A 19,861-nucleotide genomic window follows, 5' to 3' on the forward strand; every position below is an offset into this window, starting at 1 on the left:
CATACACAAGGGTTTATCTACGATGGAGCTCAAACCGGGGGATTGGATCGAAGGCCCTTATTGGCAGGATACGGTTCAAATCATCCACATACAGACGCAAACCGGCTATGATGTGGTGACCGTTTACAGCCGCGCCCACGATCTATCCCGCCCGTACATTCTGACAAAAGATGACTGGCAGCAGGTGAAACCTATCGCCAGAGCAAGCCGTATAGACCTCTCCTTTGATGGAGACCCGGCCCGCTTCCGTCTAGCGATCCAGGCACAGCGTCTGAAATTAGCTCACGCGATTGACCCCTACGCCGGTCTCAATTCCAGCCGCATAGATCCTCTTCCCCACCAGTTTGAAGCGGTTTACCAGCACCTACTTGCCCGACCAGTGGTGCGCAATTTGCTGGCTCACGATGCCGGTGCAGGCAAGACAATCATTGCTGGGCTACTAATTAAGGAATTGAAACGTCGTCAGGATATTAAGCGTGTGATGATTGTTTGCCCGGCTGGGCTGACGATCCAATGGAAGCGCGAGTTGCTGACCAAGTTTGGGGAAGATTTCTCGATCATCTCCCGAGAGTACATGGACGAAACGCGCCTGGACCGGTTGGACGTTTGGCGAAAGACGGACCTGGCGATTACCTCCGTGGCCTTTGCCCGCCAGCGCGAGATGTGCCGCGCGCTCGAAACGGTCGAATGGGACTTGGTCATCGTGGACGAGGCACACAAACTGGCTGCGTACCGCAAATCCTCTGGATCCATCGAGAAAACACAGGCGTATGAGTTGGGTAAAATTCTCTCGCGGCGCGCCAAGCATTTCCTGTTAATGACCGCGACGCCTCACAAAGGCGATCCGGAGAACTACCGCCTACTGATCCGCTTGATCGATCCCGAATGGGGCGACGCCGCTGCATATGCACCGGGCAGCAACCCGATGATGCTGCGCCGCACCAAAGAGGAGATGCGCACAGCGGATGGCAGGCCGCTGTATCCAGAGCGCATTGTTGAGACGCTGCCCTACAGTCTTTCACACGACGAAGGCGAGCTGCTCGAGCAGGTTTACAAGTTCATCCGCAAGCGCTTTGAAAAGGCCAAGTCATCAAACAAGCAGAGCGCCGCGTTCGCGTTGATGACCCTCAGCCGCCGGTTGGCATCCAGTCCATCCTCGCTGTTGTGCTCTTTGCAACGGATCAAGGCCAAGGCGGAAGCTGGCAATGCCCAGCTTGCGTCCGGAGAAGCATCCAATAACGACACCTTCGACCTGGAAGACTGGGATGAACTTAGTGATGAAGACCGCGGCAAGCGCGAGCAAGACGCGGAAGCGCAGGCCGCTCAAATGGTGGATCTAAAGCAGCTGGAGACCCTGATCACCAAAACCGAAGCGCTCGCTAAAAAAGGCAGCCAGAAAATTGTTGAGCTGCGGAAAGCGGTCGATTTGTGGGTGGGCGAGCGCAAAAAGCAGCTGATTATCTTTACCGAGTTCAAAGATACCCTGGATGATTTGGACAGGCATCTCAAGGATTGGGGCTATACCACCACCCAGATCCACGGCGGGATGGCGATGGAGGACCGGCGGGTAGCCGAAAAGGTCTTCTGGCAGGGAAAAGCCCAGGTGCTGGTGGCTACCGAAGCCGCAGGCGAAGGCATCAACCTGCAATGCTGCAACGTGATGATCAACTTCGACCTGCCTTGGAACCCGACCCGGCTTGAGCAGCGCATGGGCCGCATCCACCGTTATGGGCAGAAAGAGCCGCAGGTGTTTATCTTCAACCTGCTGGCCCGCAATTCAATGGAAGACCAGGTAAAAGAAACGCTGCTGACCAAGTTGAAGGAAATGCGGAAAGACCTGGGCGACAAGGTCTTTGATGTTGTTGGAGCCGTGTTGTGGGGTGAGGAGCTGCGCTCTATTCTGGAACGGGTTGCCCTGGGCGATATTACTGCTGTAGAACACGCCCGCCAAGCTATTGAATCAGCCGAGCAGCCTTTGCGAGCGGCGATCGACACGGAGCGGGAAATTGCTGCAACCAGCGAGCCCTTAGATATCGCCGCTTTCCAGCAGAATCAGGCGCAGTTCAAGGCCTACCGGCTCAGCCCGGAAGATGCAGAGGAATTTTTACGCGCGGCCGTTCCTTTTGTGGGCGGCACGCTGCGCGAGTTCACCGTTCCTTCTAAAAACGGGAACCGGCTCGCTTTTGAAGTCATCCTGCCACTGGATTTAGGACGGGGAAAGGTCCGCCGCCGCAAGCTGTGTTTCTGGCCGGAAGCATGCTCTGATGATGACACTGATCCAGAGGCCGTTCTGTTTATCTCCCCCGGCAGCACCCTGTTTGACCAGCTGGTAGAGAAAGTCTTGTTAATATGCCGCGAGGACCTTGCCCGTGGTGCAACCTATTTCGATATTCATCCCGACAGCAGCTCACCTTACCTGGTCTGGTTCATCCACACCTTCCTCCGCGATGGCCTGGATCACCCATCCGGTGAATTTCTGACCGCGCTCCGCCACCGGGCAGACCAGGAGAAAGTGGAACGCCTGCCATCTGAAGTGCTGAATGGGTTCGATTTTGGCTCTGGGCATGAGATGACCGAAGGCGTGCAGCGCGTGCGGCCGATGCTGGCTGGTCAGCGCGAGGTCGTTGACCAATGCGTCCAATCTGTCTTCTTGCCAGACCTGATGGAACGGCGCAAGCAGCATGAGGAAACGGTCGCGAAAGACTGCCGGTTTCTCACGGATGGCCTCAACCACCTGGTCGATTACCTCAACGATGCGTTGCTCGAAGCATACACCTCAGATAACAGCGAGGAGGGCGACTGGATTACTGAACAGATGAACAGCACCCGTCAGCGCATGGATAAGCTGCAAATCGATATGACCAACGCCGGTCACCTAGCCATGTTAGAGCCCGAAGTGCTGGGCGTGGCGCTCGTTCTCCCAGCCCCCATCGTCATAGCGCCGGAAGAGACGCCGCAGGTCAAGCATGGATCCTCCGTTTCGATGCGCCGCAACCCAGAAGTTGAAAAAGCGGCCATGAAAGTGGTGATGGATTTGGAAGAGGAGCAGGGCCGCTATCCCAAAGATGTCAGTAAAGGAAAATCCTGGGATATCGAGTCGTGTGATGCAGCCGGGAAAGTAGCCCGCTATATTGAAGTTAAAGGACGCGGACCAGGCGAGGCGGAAGAGGTTTGGCTGACCGAACCGGAATGGGAGGCTGCACGCCGCCTGGGCGACCAGCACTGGCTGTATATCGTCCGGCTGGAAGATGGGATGAAGTGGATGATTCAAAACCCCTATGTGAAGCTGCACCCGAAGGAAATGAAACGATGGGTGGTTTCCATTGATGAAGCGGCCGAAGTGGCCAGTCAGGACGGGCCGCCTGGGAAGTAAAGTATAATGATTCTTTCGCGATAGAACCAAAATTATCCCGAGTAAGCGAAAGCGTTTTACCGGATTATGCCAAAACGATACATTGAAGATATTTTGCCCTTAAATGAGCTGAACAAATACGCCCAGGTGGGAGGCGGCATTGGATCATTGAATGTCATGCACCCATATTTCGCGCGCCGCCCGCTGACCGCCTCGCGCGCGATGACCCTGGCTGCTTTAGTGGACGCGCCCAAGAATGAGCAAGAACGCAAAGAACTGGAGAAAATTCTGGTCGAACTCAGTAAAGATGAATGGCCTGAACGACCAGATCTTTTAGAAAAGGCTCGCGAGCTGATCCGAAAAGCACACGGGGGGCAGTCGCCTAATGTACTGGACCCCTTCGCGGGCGGTGGCTCAATGCCCTTTGAGTCCTTACGCCTGGGCTGTAATTCGACTGCCCTGGACCTTAACCCAGTCGCTTATTTAGCCTTGACTGGTTCCCTAGTCTACCCTCAAAAATTTGGGAAGAAACGCTATGAAGTTGGGTCATCATGGCGAGAAGTCTCTAAACGAATAGCCGAAAAAGGCCCTGCGTGGTTTGACGAGGATGAAAATACTCCTACCGAGGAAATTTCGGTCGAACTTTTCAATGACATAGCGACAAGTAAGAAAAAGCCCTCACAAAGCCAATTGGTCGAAGATGTGCGCTACTGGTCTGAATGGGTATTGAGCCAGGCGGAAACGCAAATTGGGGATTGTTATCCATGCGATCCCGATGGGGCAACTTCCGTAGCATATTTATGGGCAAAAACAATTCCCTGTCCTCATTGCCAAGGTGAAATACCACTGCTAAAACGCCGCTGGCTACAAAACGGGCGAGGAGACGAGCCTGTTGCCTATCGCTTAAATGTAAATCCCGAAAACAAATCTTATGATATTGAGATAATTCGGGGACAAGAAGCTATTGATGACAAGCCCGAACAAGGAACGATGCGTGGTGCAACCCTAACCTGCATCTACTGCAACACACCCCTTGAGAGAGAAAGGATCGTGGAGAAAGCGCAAAAGGGGCAGATGGGACAACACTTAATGGCTGTAGTTATCAGCCGAGATGATACAACTGGGAGAGATTTCCGTTCTCCAAATCAAAAAGACCTCGATGCTTTTAATTTGGCCTTGGCTAAGCTCCCAACTATTGAACAAGAAGGCTATGATTTTTGGGGGCTAGAACGCTTGCTGTCTGTTGTACCAGATGAACCAACGCCACCAAGCAGGTCAAGAAGTGTAAGCATACGACTTTATGGCGTTGAAACCTGGGGGCAAATGTTTAATGATCGTCAAAAGGTTGCACTTCTGACAATTGGACAACAGATACGAATTGTTAGAGATACTTTAAACTCGGAAGACCCCGAATATGCGAAGGCAATAGCACTCTATCTTTCAATTATCCTGGCTCGTTTAATTACGAGAAATTCAAATGCCACTATCTGGGATTCCGGAACAAACAAAATAAGTTCAATTTTTGCTCGTCATGATATCCCAATGACTTGGGATTATGCAGAAGCGAATCCCTTTAGTGGGTTGGCCTCTAGCTGGGCTAGTCAAACAAATGCTTTGCTTGTATCTCTGAATAATGTTGTTTCTGTTGATAGCGGGGTTGCTGAGGTTAGGTTAGGGTCCGCTGTATCTCTGCCAGAAGATTGGTCGGGCAAGTTCGATGCCGTGGTCTGCGATCCCCCTTACTACGATAGTGTTACCTATGCCGATCTAACCGATTACTTCTACCCTTGGCATAAACGTATCATCGGAGATGATTACCCGGAAGCATTTGTTACTGAGATTACGCCTAAAGACGAAGAATTGGTTCAGGAAGAAATTTATCATGGCGAGTCAACGGCCCTAGCAAAAAAATATTACGAAGATGGCATGGCACAGGCATTCATGGAAATGCAGCGTGTGCTTCGCAAAGATGGCATCGCTGTAATCATGTTCGCGCACAAAAATTCAAGTGCCTGGGAGACATTAGTTGGAGCGCTTGTTCGAGCAGGATTCCAGGTTACTGCAAGTTGGCCCCTCAACACAGAAGGGCGACGTCTTCAATCTTACCGAGCAGTAGCGCTCGCATCAGCCGTTTATCTTGTTTGCCGAAAGCGTGATGTTTCTATTGGTACAGGATATCTTGAAGATATACAAGGTGATCTCCGCAAGACAATTCGCCGATACCTGGAAAGTTTCTGGGATGCAAGAATAGGCGGGGCAGATTTCTTTATGAGCGCTATCGGTCCAGGTCTATCCGTCTTCAGCCGGTATAAACGAGTCGAGCGTTATGACGGAACTCAAGTTACAGTGAGCGATTTTATTGATATCGTCCGTCATGAGGTTGCTACTTTCGCAATTGAGCGCATCATTGGTCAGGAGGGCTTCAACGACAGACTGGATCAGGCCACTCAGTTCTATGTGCTTTGGCGGTGGGGTTATAACGATTGGGATGTCCCAAGCGGGGAAGTTTTACTGCTCAGTACAGCCGTTGGAATTGACTATAAAATCCTAATGGACCGGTTTGGACTGATCGTTGATATGAAAGGCAAGCTCCGCCTGCTTGGACCGCAAGACCGAAAAGAAAAGTTAGAACGATTAACTGAGCGAGTTGTGGCTGGCGGTGCTGTTCCACTGGTAGATGTTATGCACAAAGCCTGCCTGTTGTGGCAAAACGATCAACAGGAGGAACTATCGGCATTAGTAGCGGCGCGTGGCGGAGAGTTGTGGCCGGTGGCGCAAGCGATGGCCGAATTACTTTCCCCAGATAATTTTGAGAAAAAAGCACTGATGAGCATGTTGAGCAGCCGAGGCGATCTTGAGTCGCGGGCGCAAACCTGGGTGAGCAAACACCCTGCACCCGAGCAAAAACCGAAGCAGCTCAGTTTTTTTGAAGAAGAATAACCAGGAGTGAGCGTATGAGTCAGGCATTGCAGAATTGGCGTAAAGGTGTTCTTCCACACGAAGATATTCGTGAAAACAAAGTCAATGAAACCCTGTTCGCGGTCAATCTTAGCCGGGCAATCAACAACAAGGGAGCCAGCGAGTATCGCGAGCCAAAGCTGTTCTTCGAGCGCACTTACCTGACGCGTACCCTGCAAAGCCTGATTCTCGATGTAGTCAATATTCTGCGCAGGCAGCCAGTCTCCAACAGTGTCCTGCACCTGCAAACGAACTTTGGGGGCGGCAAATCCCACGCGGAGCTGGCTCTTTATCACTTGCTGACCTCTCCGCAGCAAGCGCTGGAAGTCACCCACCTGGCCGATTTCCTGGCGATGAATGGCATCACCGAAATCCCGAAGGCTTCGGTCGCCGCCCTTCCCTGCGCCGATCTCAACGCCCAGGGACGGCAGGTGGAAGGCGGGCTGAAAATTCTCACCCTGTGGGGTGAAATCGCCTATCGCTTGGGTGGTGTTGAGCTGTATAACTTGATCCGCGAGAATGACCAGCACCGCACCTCGCCCGGCGTGGATGATTTACGCAACGTGCTGGTGCAGGCCGGTCCGAACCTGATTCTGATCGACGAGCTGCTGCACTACGTAGACAAAGCAGCCGGTATTCCGGTGGCTGACTCCAACCTCGGAACCCAGACCGTAGCTTTTTTACGCGAGCTGTCCGAAGCCGTAGACCAGGTGGATCACAGCGTTCTGGTTGCTTCCCTCACTGCCAGCGACATGGAAGGCATTCAGGTGCTAACGCAGGATCAGGCAATGTTCACACTGTCTCAGTTAGAGGATGTGCTGCGCCGCCTGGAAGATGTCCGCACCCCGATTGAGTCCTCTGAAATCTACGAAATAGCCCGCCTGCGCCTGTTCGAGCACGTCTCCACGAATTTATCCACACAGGCAGCCCAGTGTTACAGCCAGATGTACCGCACCGATCCCTGGCGCGATGTGCTGCCGGCTAAGTGCCGGGATACGGCGTACGAAGGGCTGCTTGATCGGGCTTACCCATTCCACCCATCGATTATCGATGTGCTGTATGAGCGCTGGGGCAGCCGCCCGCAGTTCCAACTCACTCGTGGCACGCTGCGCTTCCTCTCGCACTTTCTGGCGCACCTCTGGAAGCCTGAATCCGCCCACCTGGCACAAGGACCGGTGATTCACCTGTCCGATATTGATTTAAGTGATGACGATCTCCGCGGCGAAACGCTCAAGGTGGCCGGGAGCGTCTGGGAAGCCGTGATTGGCACCGATATCGCTACATGGGAGGGCAGTGAATCGATCTGGGAAGGTAAAGAATCCATCTCGCAGAAGATCGATCACGAGCGCGGCGGACTGTATAAACGATATAAACTCACACAGGGCGTTGCGACCAGCGTGCTCATGTTCACCCACGGCGGCATGATGACCCGCCCCACCCCGGAGCCGGATATCCGCCTGGCGGTCATTCATCCCGACATCCCCCTGCCCGATTTGCACCAGGCAATGGACGACTGCGCCCAGCGCCTGTACTTCTACTATAAAGAAGAGGGCGGGCTGATCTTCAAGACCGAACCCAACCCAAACAAGGTGCTGGCGGATGAGCGGTCGAATGTGGAAACGGATGAGGCCCGGCGAAAAGTTGAAAGTCTCATTGAGGACATTTTAGGGAAATCCAACCTATTCAATATCAGTCTCTATGGTTTCCATAATGGATTGGTCAAAGAACCAGCCAATGTTCCTGATGAAGGGGCGCTGCAAATGGTGATCCTGCCGCCCGGACAGCCTTTGCACCAGGGAAAACTGGACGGCAAATTAACCACCTTCCTTAGCAACATCTCAGAAAATTATGGCGCGCGCCACCGCATGAACCGGAATATGGTCATGTTCATGGTACCGGACGCTGGCAGCATCGGCCAGGCAATTGGTCGGACGATGGACTGGATCGCCGCCGAGAACGTCTTGAACGATTCCGGGCTAATGGCGCGCTTCTCGGAGGGCCAGCAGGATTACATTCGCGAGAAACTCAGCTCCGCGCGTGGCGATGCAAAGGAATTTATCAAGAAAGCCTACCGGACAGTGATTCTTCCTAACGGCGAAGCCAGCAAGTACGAAGTGGTCGAGTTGGGCTACGCGCCTTTGAATCGAACCGTCATCCAACAGGCATATGAAGACCTGATCACGAATGGGAAGATCCACCAGGAGTTCAATCCGTCCTTGTTGGATGGGCGTTGGGAATCGCTCTGGCCGAAAACGGCAACGGTCATCACCACACAGACGTTATGGGAGAAGTTTTCCCGGCGCAGCGACGCCCCGATCCTGACCGGCGTTGACGTGCTGCGCAACATGGTCAAGAAAGGCGTCGAACGCGGCATATTTGGCTTTGGGGTGCTGACCGATACCAATGAGGACATGCTCAAAAAGGGATCCTATGAGCATGGGCGCATCCACCTGGGAGCTTTTGACGCGAACGATTTAGGGATGCTGGAAATCAGCCATCGCACGGTGCTAATGCGGATTGACCAGGTCAATGCTCTGTTCAAACCCATCACTAAAGAGGAAGTGGCCATGCTGGTCACCTCCCCTCGCAGCCCGGTTCAGGCCGTTTTCCACGCAGCCCGCAATTCGCCCATGGTCACCGGCAGGGCCGACCCCGCCTCTTTCTTCACTGCAATTTTGGATGGGGTGAAAGCAGGTCTGTTTGGGTATGCTACTTCCAGCAACGCCACCATTCAGCGTGGCGCGGAGACGGAACTCGCGCTTTCCGATATTGGTTTCTCCGGATACCTGATTGGAGAAGACGTACCGCTGCCAGTATCGGCGGATGAAGTCGCTGCATTAGTGCCTGATGATGGTCTGGTCTCTGTCCAGGAGATCTACCAGAAAGCGGTTAGCACCTATGGCAGCGAGCGCGTTACCGAGCAGGGCTTGCTCAACGCCTTGCAGCGCTGCATCAAAGAGCAGCGCTTCGGCGTAACGGAAGAAGCAACAGGGATTGCGCAGTATGATGCAAAGGCGCTTACCCTGGCCGGGTTCATTGGCAAGCCAAAAGTTCTGCCACCGGACGTGCGGCATTTAAGGTTCTCGGGTGTAGTATCGGCCGTGGACCTGGCCCATGTGATCAAGGCGACCAACGCGCTTAGTAAATTGGGTGAAGCGACGATTACGATCGATCTAAGGCTCGAGCTTAAGGGCGATGTAAATGATCATTCAGTCAACATGAACCTGACGGAACTTCGTCAGCGTGTGAGCGGGGTGAAAATCGAGGATGTAAAAGGCGGATCTCAGTAGACTGGTTTATTTAACGTAGGGTAAAAAAATGACTCGCTTTGGTAAAAATGTACTTTCACAATTTCTTCGCACGCAATGCGACAAGCAATTGCTTCTTTCACTTTATAACCCTCAAGAGTTAAATCATTTAAATTGGCCTGTGCCACTCACAGCCAGACCTGCTGTTCAAATCCTTCGCGATGTTGGAGTTGAATGGGAACAAGCGAAAATGTCTGATTTGGAAAATGCATTCGGAAGTTTTTCGTCTCCGAATTATTCAGGTATTAATGGATATTTGTTCGCAAACAAAGCAAATGGCAGGTTCGGGAACCAGAATTTAATTGATGCTCTTCAGCAGCACACAATTTTGCCAATCTTTGTTTTACAGCCCGAATTCACACATGTGGATTTGCGAACAAGGTTCTTGCAAAACATTGGTGTTCCTTCTAGTGTGATTTCATTGATCCCTCAATTCACCTCATTCAGGCCTGATATAATTTTGGCCCAATCATCACGCGTAAATGATTTGGAAGTTCTCTCAAATGGTGATACTCAGCCGATTCAACCAAACGATACTAGACAAGGACTTTTGATCACCGATATTAAGCATGCCGGGGAAGCAAATTCTAGTTACAGCTCGGAAGTTACCCTTTATGCAGTCCTGCTTTCTAATTGGCTGGAATTAATGAATCTTGATCACGATTATTACGTGTCAGATCAAATAAGCTTATGGACACGTGCAAAAGAAATATCCAGCTTAGCTCATTTGATTGCAACAACTACAACGGCTTCAATTACTGAAAAATTGCAGGCCTACATGGACGATCTTGAAGGAGTAGATTATCCAATTTTCTTCCAGACAATAGATCATTTTTTCAAAACTGATCTTGCTCGCGTTCTTTCTGCTCCTAACTGGAATTCATTAGACTGGCATGTCGATTCTCGTTGTTCAAACTGTGATTTCCTTGGATATGATAGATGGTTGTCCGCAGCAGATAGAACTATACTCGCTAACCATCGCAACCATTACTGCGTCACAGCTGCTGAAGATTGCGCGCATTTAAGTCGAGTTGCTACCATAACTCGTGGTGGGCGTTTAACCCTGCAGATGTCAGGCATTACAGATATTCCCTCTGTAGCAAATCTACCTGCATCCTCACAGGTATTTGATCAGCATAATGCGCTAAAAGCTGACCGAAATCATCTACCGCATCGCGCGGTTGCGCTTACAAGTGGGGCTCCCTCTCTTGCGCCAAATACCACAACGGTTGATTTTCCTCGATGGGTGGATCTTGAAATATTTATATCTGTTAACTTTGATTCTGGTACAGGGTTGCTAACCGCGATTGGTTCAGAAGCCCGTTTTAGGCAAAGAACAAATGGTGGACAACAAATACCTGTTCAGCGGACATGGCCAGCTGTTTCACAAACGCTACTAACTGCCACTTTAACAGAAGAACGAACCACAGTTTTCTCATTTTTGTCCAGGTTAGCAGATATCTTTGCATTCGCATATGACCCAGATCCTCAAAGAGGAGGACCAAATGCCGCTAACACTCGAACACAACTATACTTTTGGGACCGAAGGCAGTTTGAAGAATTAACAAAGGCAATCGGCCGCCATTTAGACTACATTGTCTCGTCAACAAATAACCGAGTACTACAAGGATTAATTTGGCTTTTCCCACCAGAACAAACTTTACAAAACAACGAAATAACAAGGGCAAACCCTATCACATTCATGAAAAATGTAGTTCAAGCCAACTTACGTTTGCCTGTTCCCCATTGCCTCACAATATTTAATGTAGAACGTGTATATCATAACCAGCAATACCCAGCACAAAATCCTGGAAGTTTCTATTATGACCCTTTCTCCGATATGATTCCTAGAGAGAGAATATATGAAATTTGGTCAGGAGAACCACTTATCCAATTAGGTAACACCCAAGTGACCAGGTCCCAGTGTATTGTTTCTTACGGTAACACTGTGGAAAGCCAAGTAAAAGCCATAAGGAACATTGTGTGGAAATTCCGTTCTGACATGGCGAATCGTATAAATTTGAATGCACCTTCTCTAAGTATAGGTATTCCATTTAACTTCCAACAAATGAGCGAAGATGGTCGCCTTTGGTATGGCTGGGCACGTCTTGAAGAGGCTGTTAACGCTATTGAGCTTGAGCATATTTGGTCGGCTGAACCAGAGCAGCTCGAAGCAAGTTACGATATTCTTCGGTTTTCTACTCTCTTATCGGTAAACAATAACGATTTTATTTTCAGTGTTAGATCCAGTTCGCAGGATTGTAAGTTCCGTGATGGCGAAGAGTTTCTTGCATTGCAAGATGAAAATATGCCTGGTTTTCTTGATTTGAGAATACGAGATATTGTGCCTCAAAACATATATAGTCAATTGCCCCATGAAGACCAGAACCGGAGAATGCATGATATTTTTAAAGCTACACTCGTTTCATACGATCGGAACACACTCCAAGCACAAGTCAGATTAACGAATTACGGTAGTACTAGCGCTCTTCGCCAATTACTTTTCAATCATAATCTAGTTAACGTCTCAACATCTGCAAGCCTTGTTAGGGGAACAGGGGTTTCTATAACTGAGCGTATTCGGCAATGTCTCCTCTCTATTGGCCGTCCACCTATCGCAGCAGCGGCAACACCCACATATAACGCGCTTGGTCATCGACCGGGAACTAATTTGCCTCGCAATGACGCAATCACTCCAGCAGCTAGAGTATTATGGGATGCAGTATCGCTATCTGGTCAAAGTACAAATATCACAACCAGCCTCATTCAAGGCGCATTGAGTTCAATAACAAACTCAGGTTGGCCAGTAAATAGTTCACAACAGGCAACCCTTACGCACTGTCTTGGACACAAGTTATCCATTGTCTGGGGGCCTCCTGGAACAGGTAAAACAACTACCGCAGCTGCTCTTATTGTTGCACGGATATTAATAGCCCAAGCAACTGGAGAAACTTTACGCTTACTAATAACCGGGCCAACTTACACCGCTTGGGAAAATCTATTCAATGATGTCTTAAACCTCCTTGGGAATTTCCAGGCTCAAAATATTCAGTGCTACCGAGTTTATTCTTCCTATCATCCTGTACATGCTCCTCTTCCTCCCACCACTTTACCTGTCTTCGACACAGTTTCTAATTCATTGGATCCAAACTTTAACTCAATGATCCAAGAATTAGATGCACCCGGAGGCATCACCCTAGTCGGAACTGTTGCTCATCAATGTTATCGAATAGCGGATATTTCTAAAAATACGGCTCAGTATCCTTACTTTGACTTTACTGTAATTGATGAGAGTTCACAACTCGATGTTGGTAAAGCGTTATTCCCGCTGTGCCTTATGGCACCAAATTCAGACATCATATTTTTTGGAGACCACTTACAAATGCCACCAGTGGTGGCGACACAACCGCCTCGTGGGGCAGAATGGTTAGTAGGCAGTATTCAAACATACCTAATTGAGCGGCATCATTGCTCTTTACAAACACTTCTTGTCAATTACCGATCAGCGTTACCATTTGTTGAATACGGTCACCGCATAGGATATCCACATAACCTTTCTGCCCATTCGCCAAATGTTCGTCTTCATCGGCAAGTATCATTTCTTGCTCAACCGCAGACTTGGAATGGCATTGTTCCCTGGTTCTCTGATCTCACACAAATAACTGAGCCCAACCGCCACTTAACTTGTATTACATATCAAGACGGCAGAGCAGGCCAAGCAAACGATTTTGAAGCTGATTTGGTGTGCGGAATTATCCAAGAGCTGTTTCTATCAATGTCACAAGGACTGGATAACGAATTGGATCAAAACGGGAATCCAAGATTACCTAATCATATTGCTTATGATCCTGTTTCCTTCTGGAATCGGGGAATAGGCATTGTGACGCCTCATCGCGCGCAACGCGCATTAATTGTTCGGCGATTGAGGCAAATCTTTCCTACCCATTCCCCTACGGATATCGATTCTGCCGTAGACACAGTTGAGCGTTTTCAAGGTGGTCAACGGGATACCATAATTATCTCGTTTGGTGTTGGTGACCCTGACCTCATTTCAAATGAGGAGGAATTTTTACTTCAACTTGAGCGGACCAATGTTGCTATATCTCGAGCTCGAGCGAAGTGTATACTTGTTATATCTGATAATCTTGCTTATCACCTACCATCAGACAGAGAGACTCTCGAAACTTCAAAGGCAGTAAAATCATACGTTTCAGAGTTTTGCCGTCAAACCCAACAAGCTACTATACCTACGACTAACGGAACAGATCGTCAGATAGTGGTTAGATGGCATTAAAAGGGAAAGAATATAAGTTGTGGAAACAACGCTGAATGCTCTTTGCCCATATTTCACAATGTTCCCATTGGAGTTTCCGCTCGAAATCCTTGGAACGATGGCTCACAGGGGGGATACTGTGCTCGACCCTTTCTGCGGACGCGGAACAACGAACTTCGCGGCCCGTCTTCTTGGCCTTGATTCATTAGGTGTAGATTCGAGTCCTGTAGCTGTTGCTATCTCAGCTGCGAAATTAGTGACGGTAAGCCCTGAAGATATATTAGCAGAAGCTCGAGTGATAATAAACACTCAATACACCTTTTCCATACCTGAAGGAGATTTTTGGAATTGGGCGTATCATTCAGATGTATTACGAGCCTTGTGCCACTTTCGCGCAGCTTTTTTAAACAATTGCACCTCCCCTGCGCGGATTGCATTACGGGGAATTATTCTCGGAGCTTTACACGGGCCGAAACAAAAAACGTTCCCTAGTTATTTTTCAAACCAATGTCCGCGAACATATGCCCCAAAACCGGCTTATTCAATTCGGTTTTGGAAAGAACGAGGTTTGTACCCTGAGCCTATAGATGTAATGGGCGTTATTGAGCGACGGGCAAAAAGATACTACAAACCTCTCCCAGGCGTTTCCGGCTATGTAAAACTGGCAGATAGCCGCAACCGAGGATCATTGGAACCACTCGAAAAAGGATCTTTGTTTAGATGGGTAATAACTTCACCACCCTATTATGGTATGCGTACTTACATTCCCGATCAATGGCTTCGAAATTGGTTTGTAGGTGGGCCTGATATAGTTGATTACACAAACGAAAATCAATTAGCCCATTCAGGAGCAGAAAAATTTTCTGATGATTTGAAGAAGGTGTGGAAAAATACTTCTCTAGTGTGTGCCAATGACGCAACAATGGTAATTCGTTTTGGGGGAATATCTGATAGACGCACAAGCCCCATCGACTTAATTACTAAAAGTATTCAAAACAGTGGCTGGAAAATTACCAAGATCGTTAATGCGGGGTCAGCAAGCGAAGGAAAACGTCAGGCTAATGCTTTTCTACGTACTGTAACGGAACCTTTAACAGAATATGACATTTGGACAAGTAGAGATTTATAGACGATCTATTATTCCGATAACCAACAAAAAGGCTCGGGATGACCGAGCCTTTTTGTTGGTTATATTCCCAACCCCATCTGCCCCTCCGGTACCACCTCCTTTCTTCTCGATTTCCTCACAATCACCATCTTCTGCGTCACCCACTCATCCCAATTCAGCACCTTCGGACCTGACAGGATCACTGCACTCGGCGTGGTCAGGCTGCCCATCGGGTTGTGACTCACTTGCAGGTCATCGGCGAACAGGGTTTGCAGGTCCGAGAGCTTTGCGCCATCCAGCACATCGCGTGCAAGCTGCGTCAAAAAATCGCCCTCCTCTTCCGGTACGATCGCGCCGCCCACCTCATCGCCGTAGACTAACTGCGCGGCCTTCATCTTGCGACCCATCAGGGTCAGTCCCTTGGCTTCCATCGCCGAGTTGTAGACTGTGAAGATCGCCTTGACCGGCTGCGTCTGGCCCAACCTCCATACTCTTCGAACGCTCTGCCATAAGGTGTAGAGGCTCCATTCAATTTCAAAGAACACTACGGATGAGAATTGGATCAGGTCCAACCCGGTGGCCACCAGGCGGGGATTGCAGATCAGCACGTCGATCCCGTTCACACGCTTGGCAATCCAGTCTTCCCGCTTGCGCGGATCCACGTTGCTGCCCAGGATGGTCACCCGCAGTCCGTTCGCCTGAAGGGGCATCTGCACGCGGTCTTGAATATCCCTCGTTCCGGTTTGACGCACATACACCAGCACCTTGCGACCCTGTTGCTTTTCGGCCTTGCAGAAGTCGGCCAGCCAGTTTTCCTTTGGCAGCCACTTGTGGCCGTTGGGATTGATTGCCGGCAGCTCCATCAGCGGCACTTTGCGCAGGCTCTTGCCGTCCGCATCTTCCACCTCATCCACTAGCACAACTTCATCCCGGAACGCGGAGTTTGGCCGCGCCAGGCTCCATTGCAGCCATGTAGAAAGGTAACGACTCGATTGCAGCGCCAGCTGCTTGAGACTGCTGTCCATGCTTTGGTACTGCTGCGCCTGGTCATCGAGCATATCCAGGGCAACCACCTCCTCTTTGTAGGCCGGCAGCGCCAGGTTCAGATCTTTCAGGCTGAGGAAGATTGTCGTGTCCAGCAGTCGGCTCACGATGGCCGGGCTCACGCCCGGTTGTTCTTTGGCCTGGTTGCGATAGCGCCGGTTGCCCGTGTACACGCCATCTTCATCCGCGTCATTATTGCGCCTGCGCCGGCGGGTGGATTCTAGCACTCCATACAACCGCGCCCAGCGCTTTTCATCATGGAAGGCGAAGTCGCGCCGGACGCCGGCGTTGAGCCGGTGCAACAGCCAAAAGATACTGGTACTTTTTCCGCCGAAGAACGTACCGGTGAGGGTCAGCGTTTGTTTAGCAGCAGTCACCAGTTGGTGGAACGCCACGCCCCGATCGCTGGACTTGGACTTGAACTCGTGGGCCTCGTCCGCGATAAGCAGCTTAAAGCGGCCGCGAGCGTGTTTCGCCACGTACTCGGCGATGCTGTAGCGGCGCGCGCCGTTGAAGGTAAAGAGCGGCGTGTTGCAGGGGCGTAACCCCCACACCGATTCACCGTTTGTGTCCAGCTTGCGCCGGCCATCCGGGTCTAGTTCCCAACCGGGAATACGCTGGCGGCAGAACCGCCGTTTCTCGGTCAGGACAGCGGCGTCCGTTACCGGAACTGCCATACCATCCTGATTGTCCATCACCACCTGGCCGCAGGCCGGGCAGGCACAGGCATCCACGAGTTTGCCGGTCAATGGATCGATAGCTTTTTTGTAGATCACCGCCGGTTGCCATCCGGCGCCGTACTTTGCCGAGGTATGCGCCACAACGGCCACCCATTTTGGTTTTGCACCTCCTGATCTTTTGGCTGTCTCACAAGCCTGTTCATACTGGTTCAGGAAATCGCGCACGTCATTGGTGTCCGCGATCTCGCCACTGTTTCGCCCGATCCGGCGCAGCTCTCTCGCGCGCGCACCCGGGATCACTTCCTCGATCTCGCGGATCCACTTGGGCACCAGGTGCGGCGGGCAGAGGACGAGCGCCGGGTAAGCATCGAGCAGTTCTGTAACTGCTGCTCCCACGCTCGACTTGCCGGTTCCCATTTCTCCTTGCATATTGCCTACCCCATGCCGGCGAATTGAGCGCGCCATGGCAGCAGCTGCGTGCCGCTGCGCCGGTAGTAACCCGGCTCGTTCCTGGCCCGGAAGCTTCTTGCGCTGCGTGCCGAGGGCGTCCAAAACAGCGATTTCCTTCTCAGTGGGGTTCAGGTTGTAGAGCGGGCGGTAGGTTTCCAGCACGTGCGCGGCGATCTGCTCGCCGTACGCCTTCATGAAGTTCGACAAACCACTCACGTCCTTGATCACTTCAATGCCGTCTTGCCGCAGCACCGCCACCGTGGTGACGAAACGATCCTTGTAGGTCTCCACCACGGTATCCGCTTCTTTTGCGTCGGGCTGTTCAGTCTTCTCCACAACCTTTACCACGCGCCCTTTGATCAGCATCGGTTTGCCGGCTTCATCGGCCAGACGCACCGTGCCCATCATGCCGGAAGCCATCAACATGGCGATATGTCCTTTCTTGAGCGGCATCACCGGCAGCGACAGTTGCACGGCGCTGCGGTTCGGATGGATCAGATCAAGCCATTCGCTTGTCTGCTGAACGCCGGCCGCTGTGGTTGCTTCCACCACCTCTTCCGGCTCCCAATCTGTGCGCTTAAACACCACCGGCTTGCCGTTTGCGCCACGAACCGGCGCTGGCAGCAGGTGGTAGACCGGCTCATGGGCTGCCTGGATTGGCTCCAGTTCCATCGCCGCCTGCGCTTGCAGGGCGTGCACAGCTTCCTCAGTCGCCGGCTGGAACACCTTGCGCTTATACGCCAGCACCACCACCTGTTTGAACTTCTCGTACAGACCATCCGGAAAACGGGCAATGGTGATCGCCTCGTACTGGCTAACCAGCAGCCGCGCCACTTCCAGCACCCCGAGGATCTTCTGCGGGACGATGTAGGTGAGCAGGCCGCCGCGAACCAGCTTCGCCGTGGTGGTTTTGAGGAAGTCCCACTCCAACCGCTTACTTGCCCCACTGATTTCTGCGGGGTGGTTTTCAAATCGATCAAATTCGTCCCCCTGGGGGACGCCCGAAGGGGCGTAAGGGGGATTAAGGTAAAGCCACGAAACGCTCTCATCGCTGAGCACGCAGGCCTGCCAGGGTGCCTGGTAAACCTTGTCCAGAACACGCTGCGCTTTTTCCGCGCGGTCCGGGGAAAGTTCTACCCCCCAGGTCTCGCAGTTGAGCGCGGTTCCCAAGGCGGCCGCAGCTTTTCCTTCGCCCGCGCAGGGATCAAATAACCGCCCTTTTTCGGTGGGCGGCACTACATAGGTGCGGATGATCTCGACAACCGGCTCATCCGTGGGGTAATACCCCATCCGTTCAATTGCTGGTGGACGCATTTGGGTCTCCTTCCGAGAAAACAAAATCCCCGAAAGGAGATACGCCTCACCCCACGAGGGGTTGATTTGCATCCCCCTCCGGGGTGAAAGATCGATGATTTTGCAGTACAGGTCAGGCGGTCAGGGCGATGACCTTTTCAGCAAGCAGGTTCGAAAGCAGTTCCTGCCAATCTGCTTGTAGATCGATCTTCGCGCCAAGGGTGCAATCGCCGCCGACATTCATCTTTTGGACATACTTGCAGTCACTGGCCTGCTCCCAAAGCACACTCGCCCATGCATCGAGGATCGGTATCTCCAATGCTTCCTTGAGGCGCTCGGTGAACAGGCGGATTAACTCCGCGCTCGGGTCCGAGACGTCGCGAAAAACGAGAAGATATGCAACCAGGTCCTCCGGCTCCCACTTGCCCGGCGTTGCCAGGCGCGAGACGAAAGCGGCATGGTGACTGGTGTACTCGGGCATGGCCTGCCAGGCCTGTTCGTACTTATCGGTTGGGATCAGGGTGTGATCGCCCACTCCATCTTGTATCATTTGCAGCGATTTGCCGGTCATCAGCGTGATCCGCAGCGACTCCAGGCTGGTTTTGTAACCTACCAACCCCATATATGCCAGCGCGTGATCGTCGTCGAAGGCGTAGCCGGTAACGTGGCCCATCGCCTGCCCGTTACGCAGACGAGGCACCGCGCCGGTAAACAACCGCTTCGCCGGTTCTTGACCGCTTCCTTCTCTTGGGGTGATTTTCCAGACCACAATTCCGGCATTGACTCGCGCCAGTTCTTCGTTGATCTCGCGCAGGATTTCATACATCCCCTTCCAGGTATGTACGCCTGAGAAGGTGACCGCCGTATCGCCGGCGTGAATGCGCGCCATGCGCTGCTGCACGATCAGTTCGGCTTCTGCCAACGACAAGGGCTGGTAGTGGGAGATCACCTCTGGCTGTTTGACGCCTGGTTTTGCAGTGTAGAGATAGGCTCCAAGCTCCGAATCGTAGTTCAGGAAACCGGCGCTGCCAACGGCATAATCGTATGGATATGCCGCGCGTGCCAGCCACTGCCCCAGATCCTCTCTCGTCGGAAGCCCGCTGCCATCTTTGTAGGCAGCAATGACAACTTTACCCTCCTTCTGCCGGGCAATAATCCGGCTGATCTTGTCTCTCAAATACTTGTCCTCATACACGTTCATCTGCTCCTCCTGAAAAGTGAAATAGCTTACGTTGAAGAACTCTAGAAAACACTGCTCACGTTCTCGCAGTTCCGCTCACAAGCGTGATCAGAACAGCAAACAGAAGCAGATCAATCCAATTGATCAGCTTCCATTTGCTTTTTTGGAAGATAAGCTATATAAAAGAAAGCTGATATTGAAAATTTTTGCCAGAG

The 19,861-nt window shown here is 51.6% G+C and carries 7 protein-coding genes; 5 read left to right on the forward strand and 2 right to left on the reverse strand.

Annotated features, from left to right (window positions below; genetic code table 11):
• The first annotated feature begins 22 nt into the window (after window positions 1–22).
• The 5 genes from ADN00_RS12990 (at window position 23) to ADN00_RS13010 (ending at window position 15,020) form a co-directional block, all read left to right on the forward strand.
• Window positions 23–3,373 carry a helicase-related protein gene (locus ADN00_RS12990; protein WP_075063422.1) on the forward strand — a complete coding sequence of 1,117 codons (3,351 nt, stop codon included), beginning with the start codon at window positions 23–25 and terminating at the stop codon, window positions 3,371–3,373.
• A gap of 66 nt (window positions 3,374–3,439) precedes the next feature.
• Entirely contained in the window at window positions 3,440–6,292 is a 2,853-nt protein-coding gene (locus ADN00_RS12995) for a DUF1156 domain-containing protein (protein ID WP_082390118.1), read from the forward strand.
• A 14-nt stretch (window positions 6,293–6,306) separates the two neighbouring features.
• Entirely contained in the window at window positions 6,307–9,600 is a 3,294-nt protein-coding gene (locus ADN00_RS13000; RefSeq protein ID WP_075063424.1) for a DUF499 domain-containing protein, read from the forward strand.
• 28 nt (window positions 9,601–9,628) lie between these two features.
• On the forward strand, window positions 9,629–13,912 hold the full coding sequence (locus ADN00_RS19570) for a DEAD/DEAH box helicase (RefSeq protein ID WP_082390119.1): 4,284 nt from the start codon (window positions 9,629–9,631) through the stop codon (window positions 13,910–13,912).
• Between the two features lie 19 nt (window positions 13,913–13,931).
• On the forward strand, window positions 13,932–15,020 hold the full coding sequence (locus ADN00_RS13010; protein ID WP_201781195.1) for a DNA methyltransferase: 1,089 nt from the start codon (window positions 13,932–13,934) through the stop codon (window positions 15,018–15,020).
• 59 nt (window positions 15,021–15,079) lie between these two features.
• Here the strand turns inward: ADN00_RS13010 and ADN00_RS13015 are convergent, their stop codons facing one another.
• A complete protein-coding gene (locus ADN00_RS13015) occupies window positions 15,080–18,487 on the reverse strand; it encodes a DUF6094 domain-containing protein (RefSeq protein WP_160317525.1) in 3,408 nt (1,135 codons plus the stop codon).
• A gap of 112 nt (window positions 18,488–18,599) precedes the next feature.
• Complete coding sequence (locus ADN00_RS13020) at window positions 18,600–19,667, reverse strand: hypothetical protein (protein WP_075063428.1); 1,068 nt, start codon at window positions 19,665–19,667, stop codon at window positions 18,600–18,602.
• Window positions 19,668–19,861 lie beyond the last annotated feature (194 nt).

This window comes from Ornatilinea apprima (assembly GCF_001306115.1).
GTDB lineage: Bacteria > Chloroflexota > Anaerolineae > Anaerolineales > Anaerolineaceae > Ornatilinea > Ornatilinea apprima.

Coding starts and splice junctions, on each gene's coding strand:
- ADN00_RS12995 (WP_082390118.1), top strand. CDS start 3,440: ATGCCAAAACGATACATTGAAGATATTTTGCCCTTAAATGAGCTGAAC.
- ADN00_RS13000 (WP_075063424.1), top strand. CDS start 6,307: ATGAGTCAGGCATTGCAGAATTGGCGTAAAGGTGTTCTTCCACACGAA.
- ADN00_RS13020 (WP_075063428.1), bottom strand. CDS start 19,667: ATGAACGTGTATGAGGACAAGTATTTGAGAGACAAGATCAGCCGGATT.
- ADN00_RS13015 (WP_160317525.1), bottom strand. CDS start 18,487: ATGCGTCCACCAGCAATTGAACGGATGGGGTATTACCCCACGGATGAG.
- ADN00_RS12990 (WP_075063422.1), top strand. CDS start 23: ATGGAGCTCAAACCGGGGGATTGGATCGAAGGCCCTTATTGGCAGGAT.
- ADN00_RS19570 (WP_082390119.1), top strand. CDS start 9,629: ATGACTCGCTTTGGTAAAAATGTACTTTCACAATTTCTTCGCACGCAA.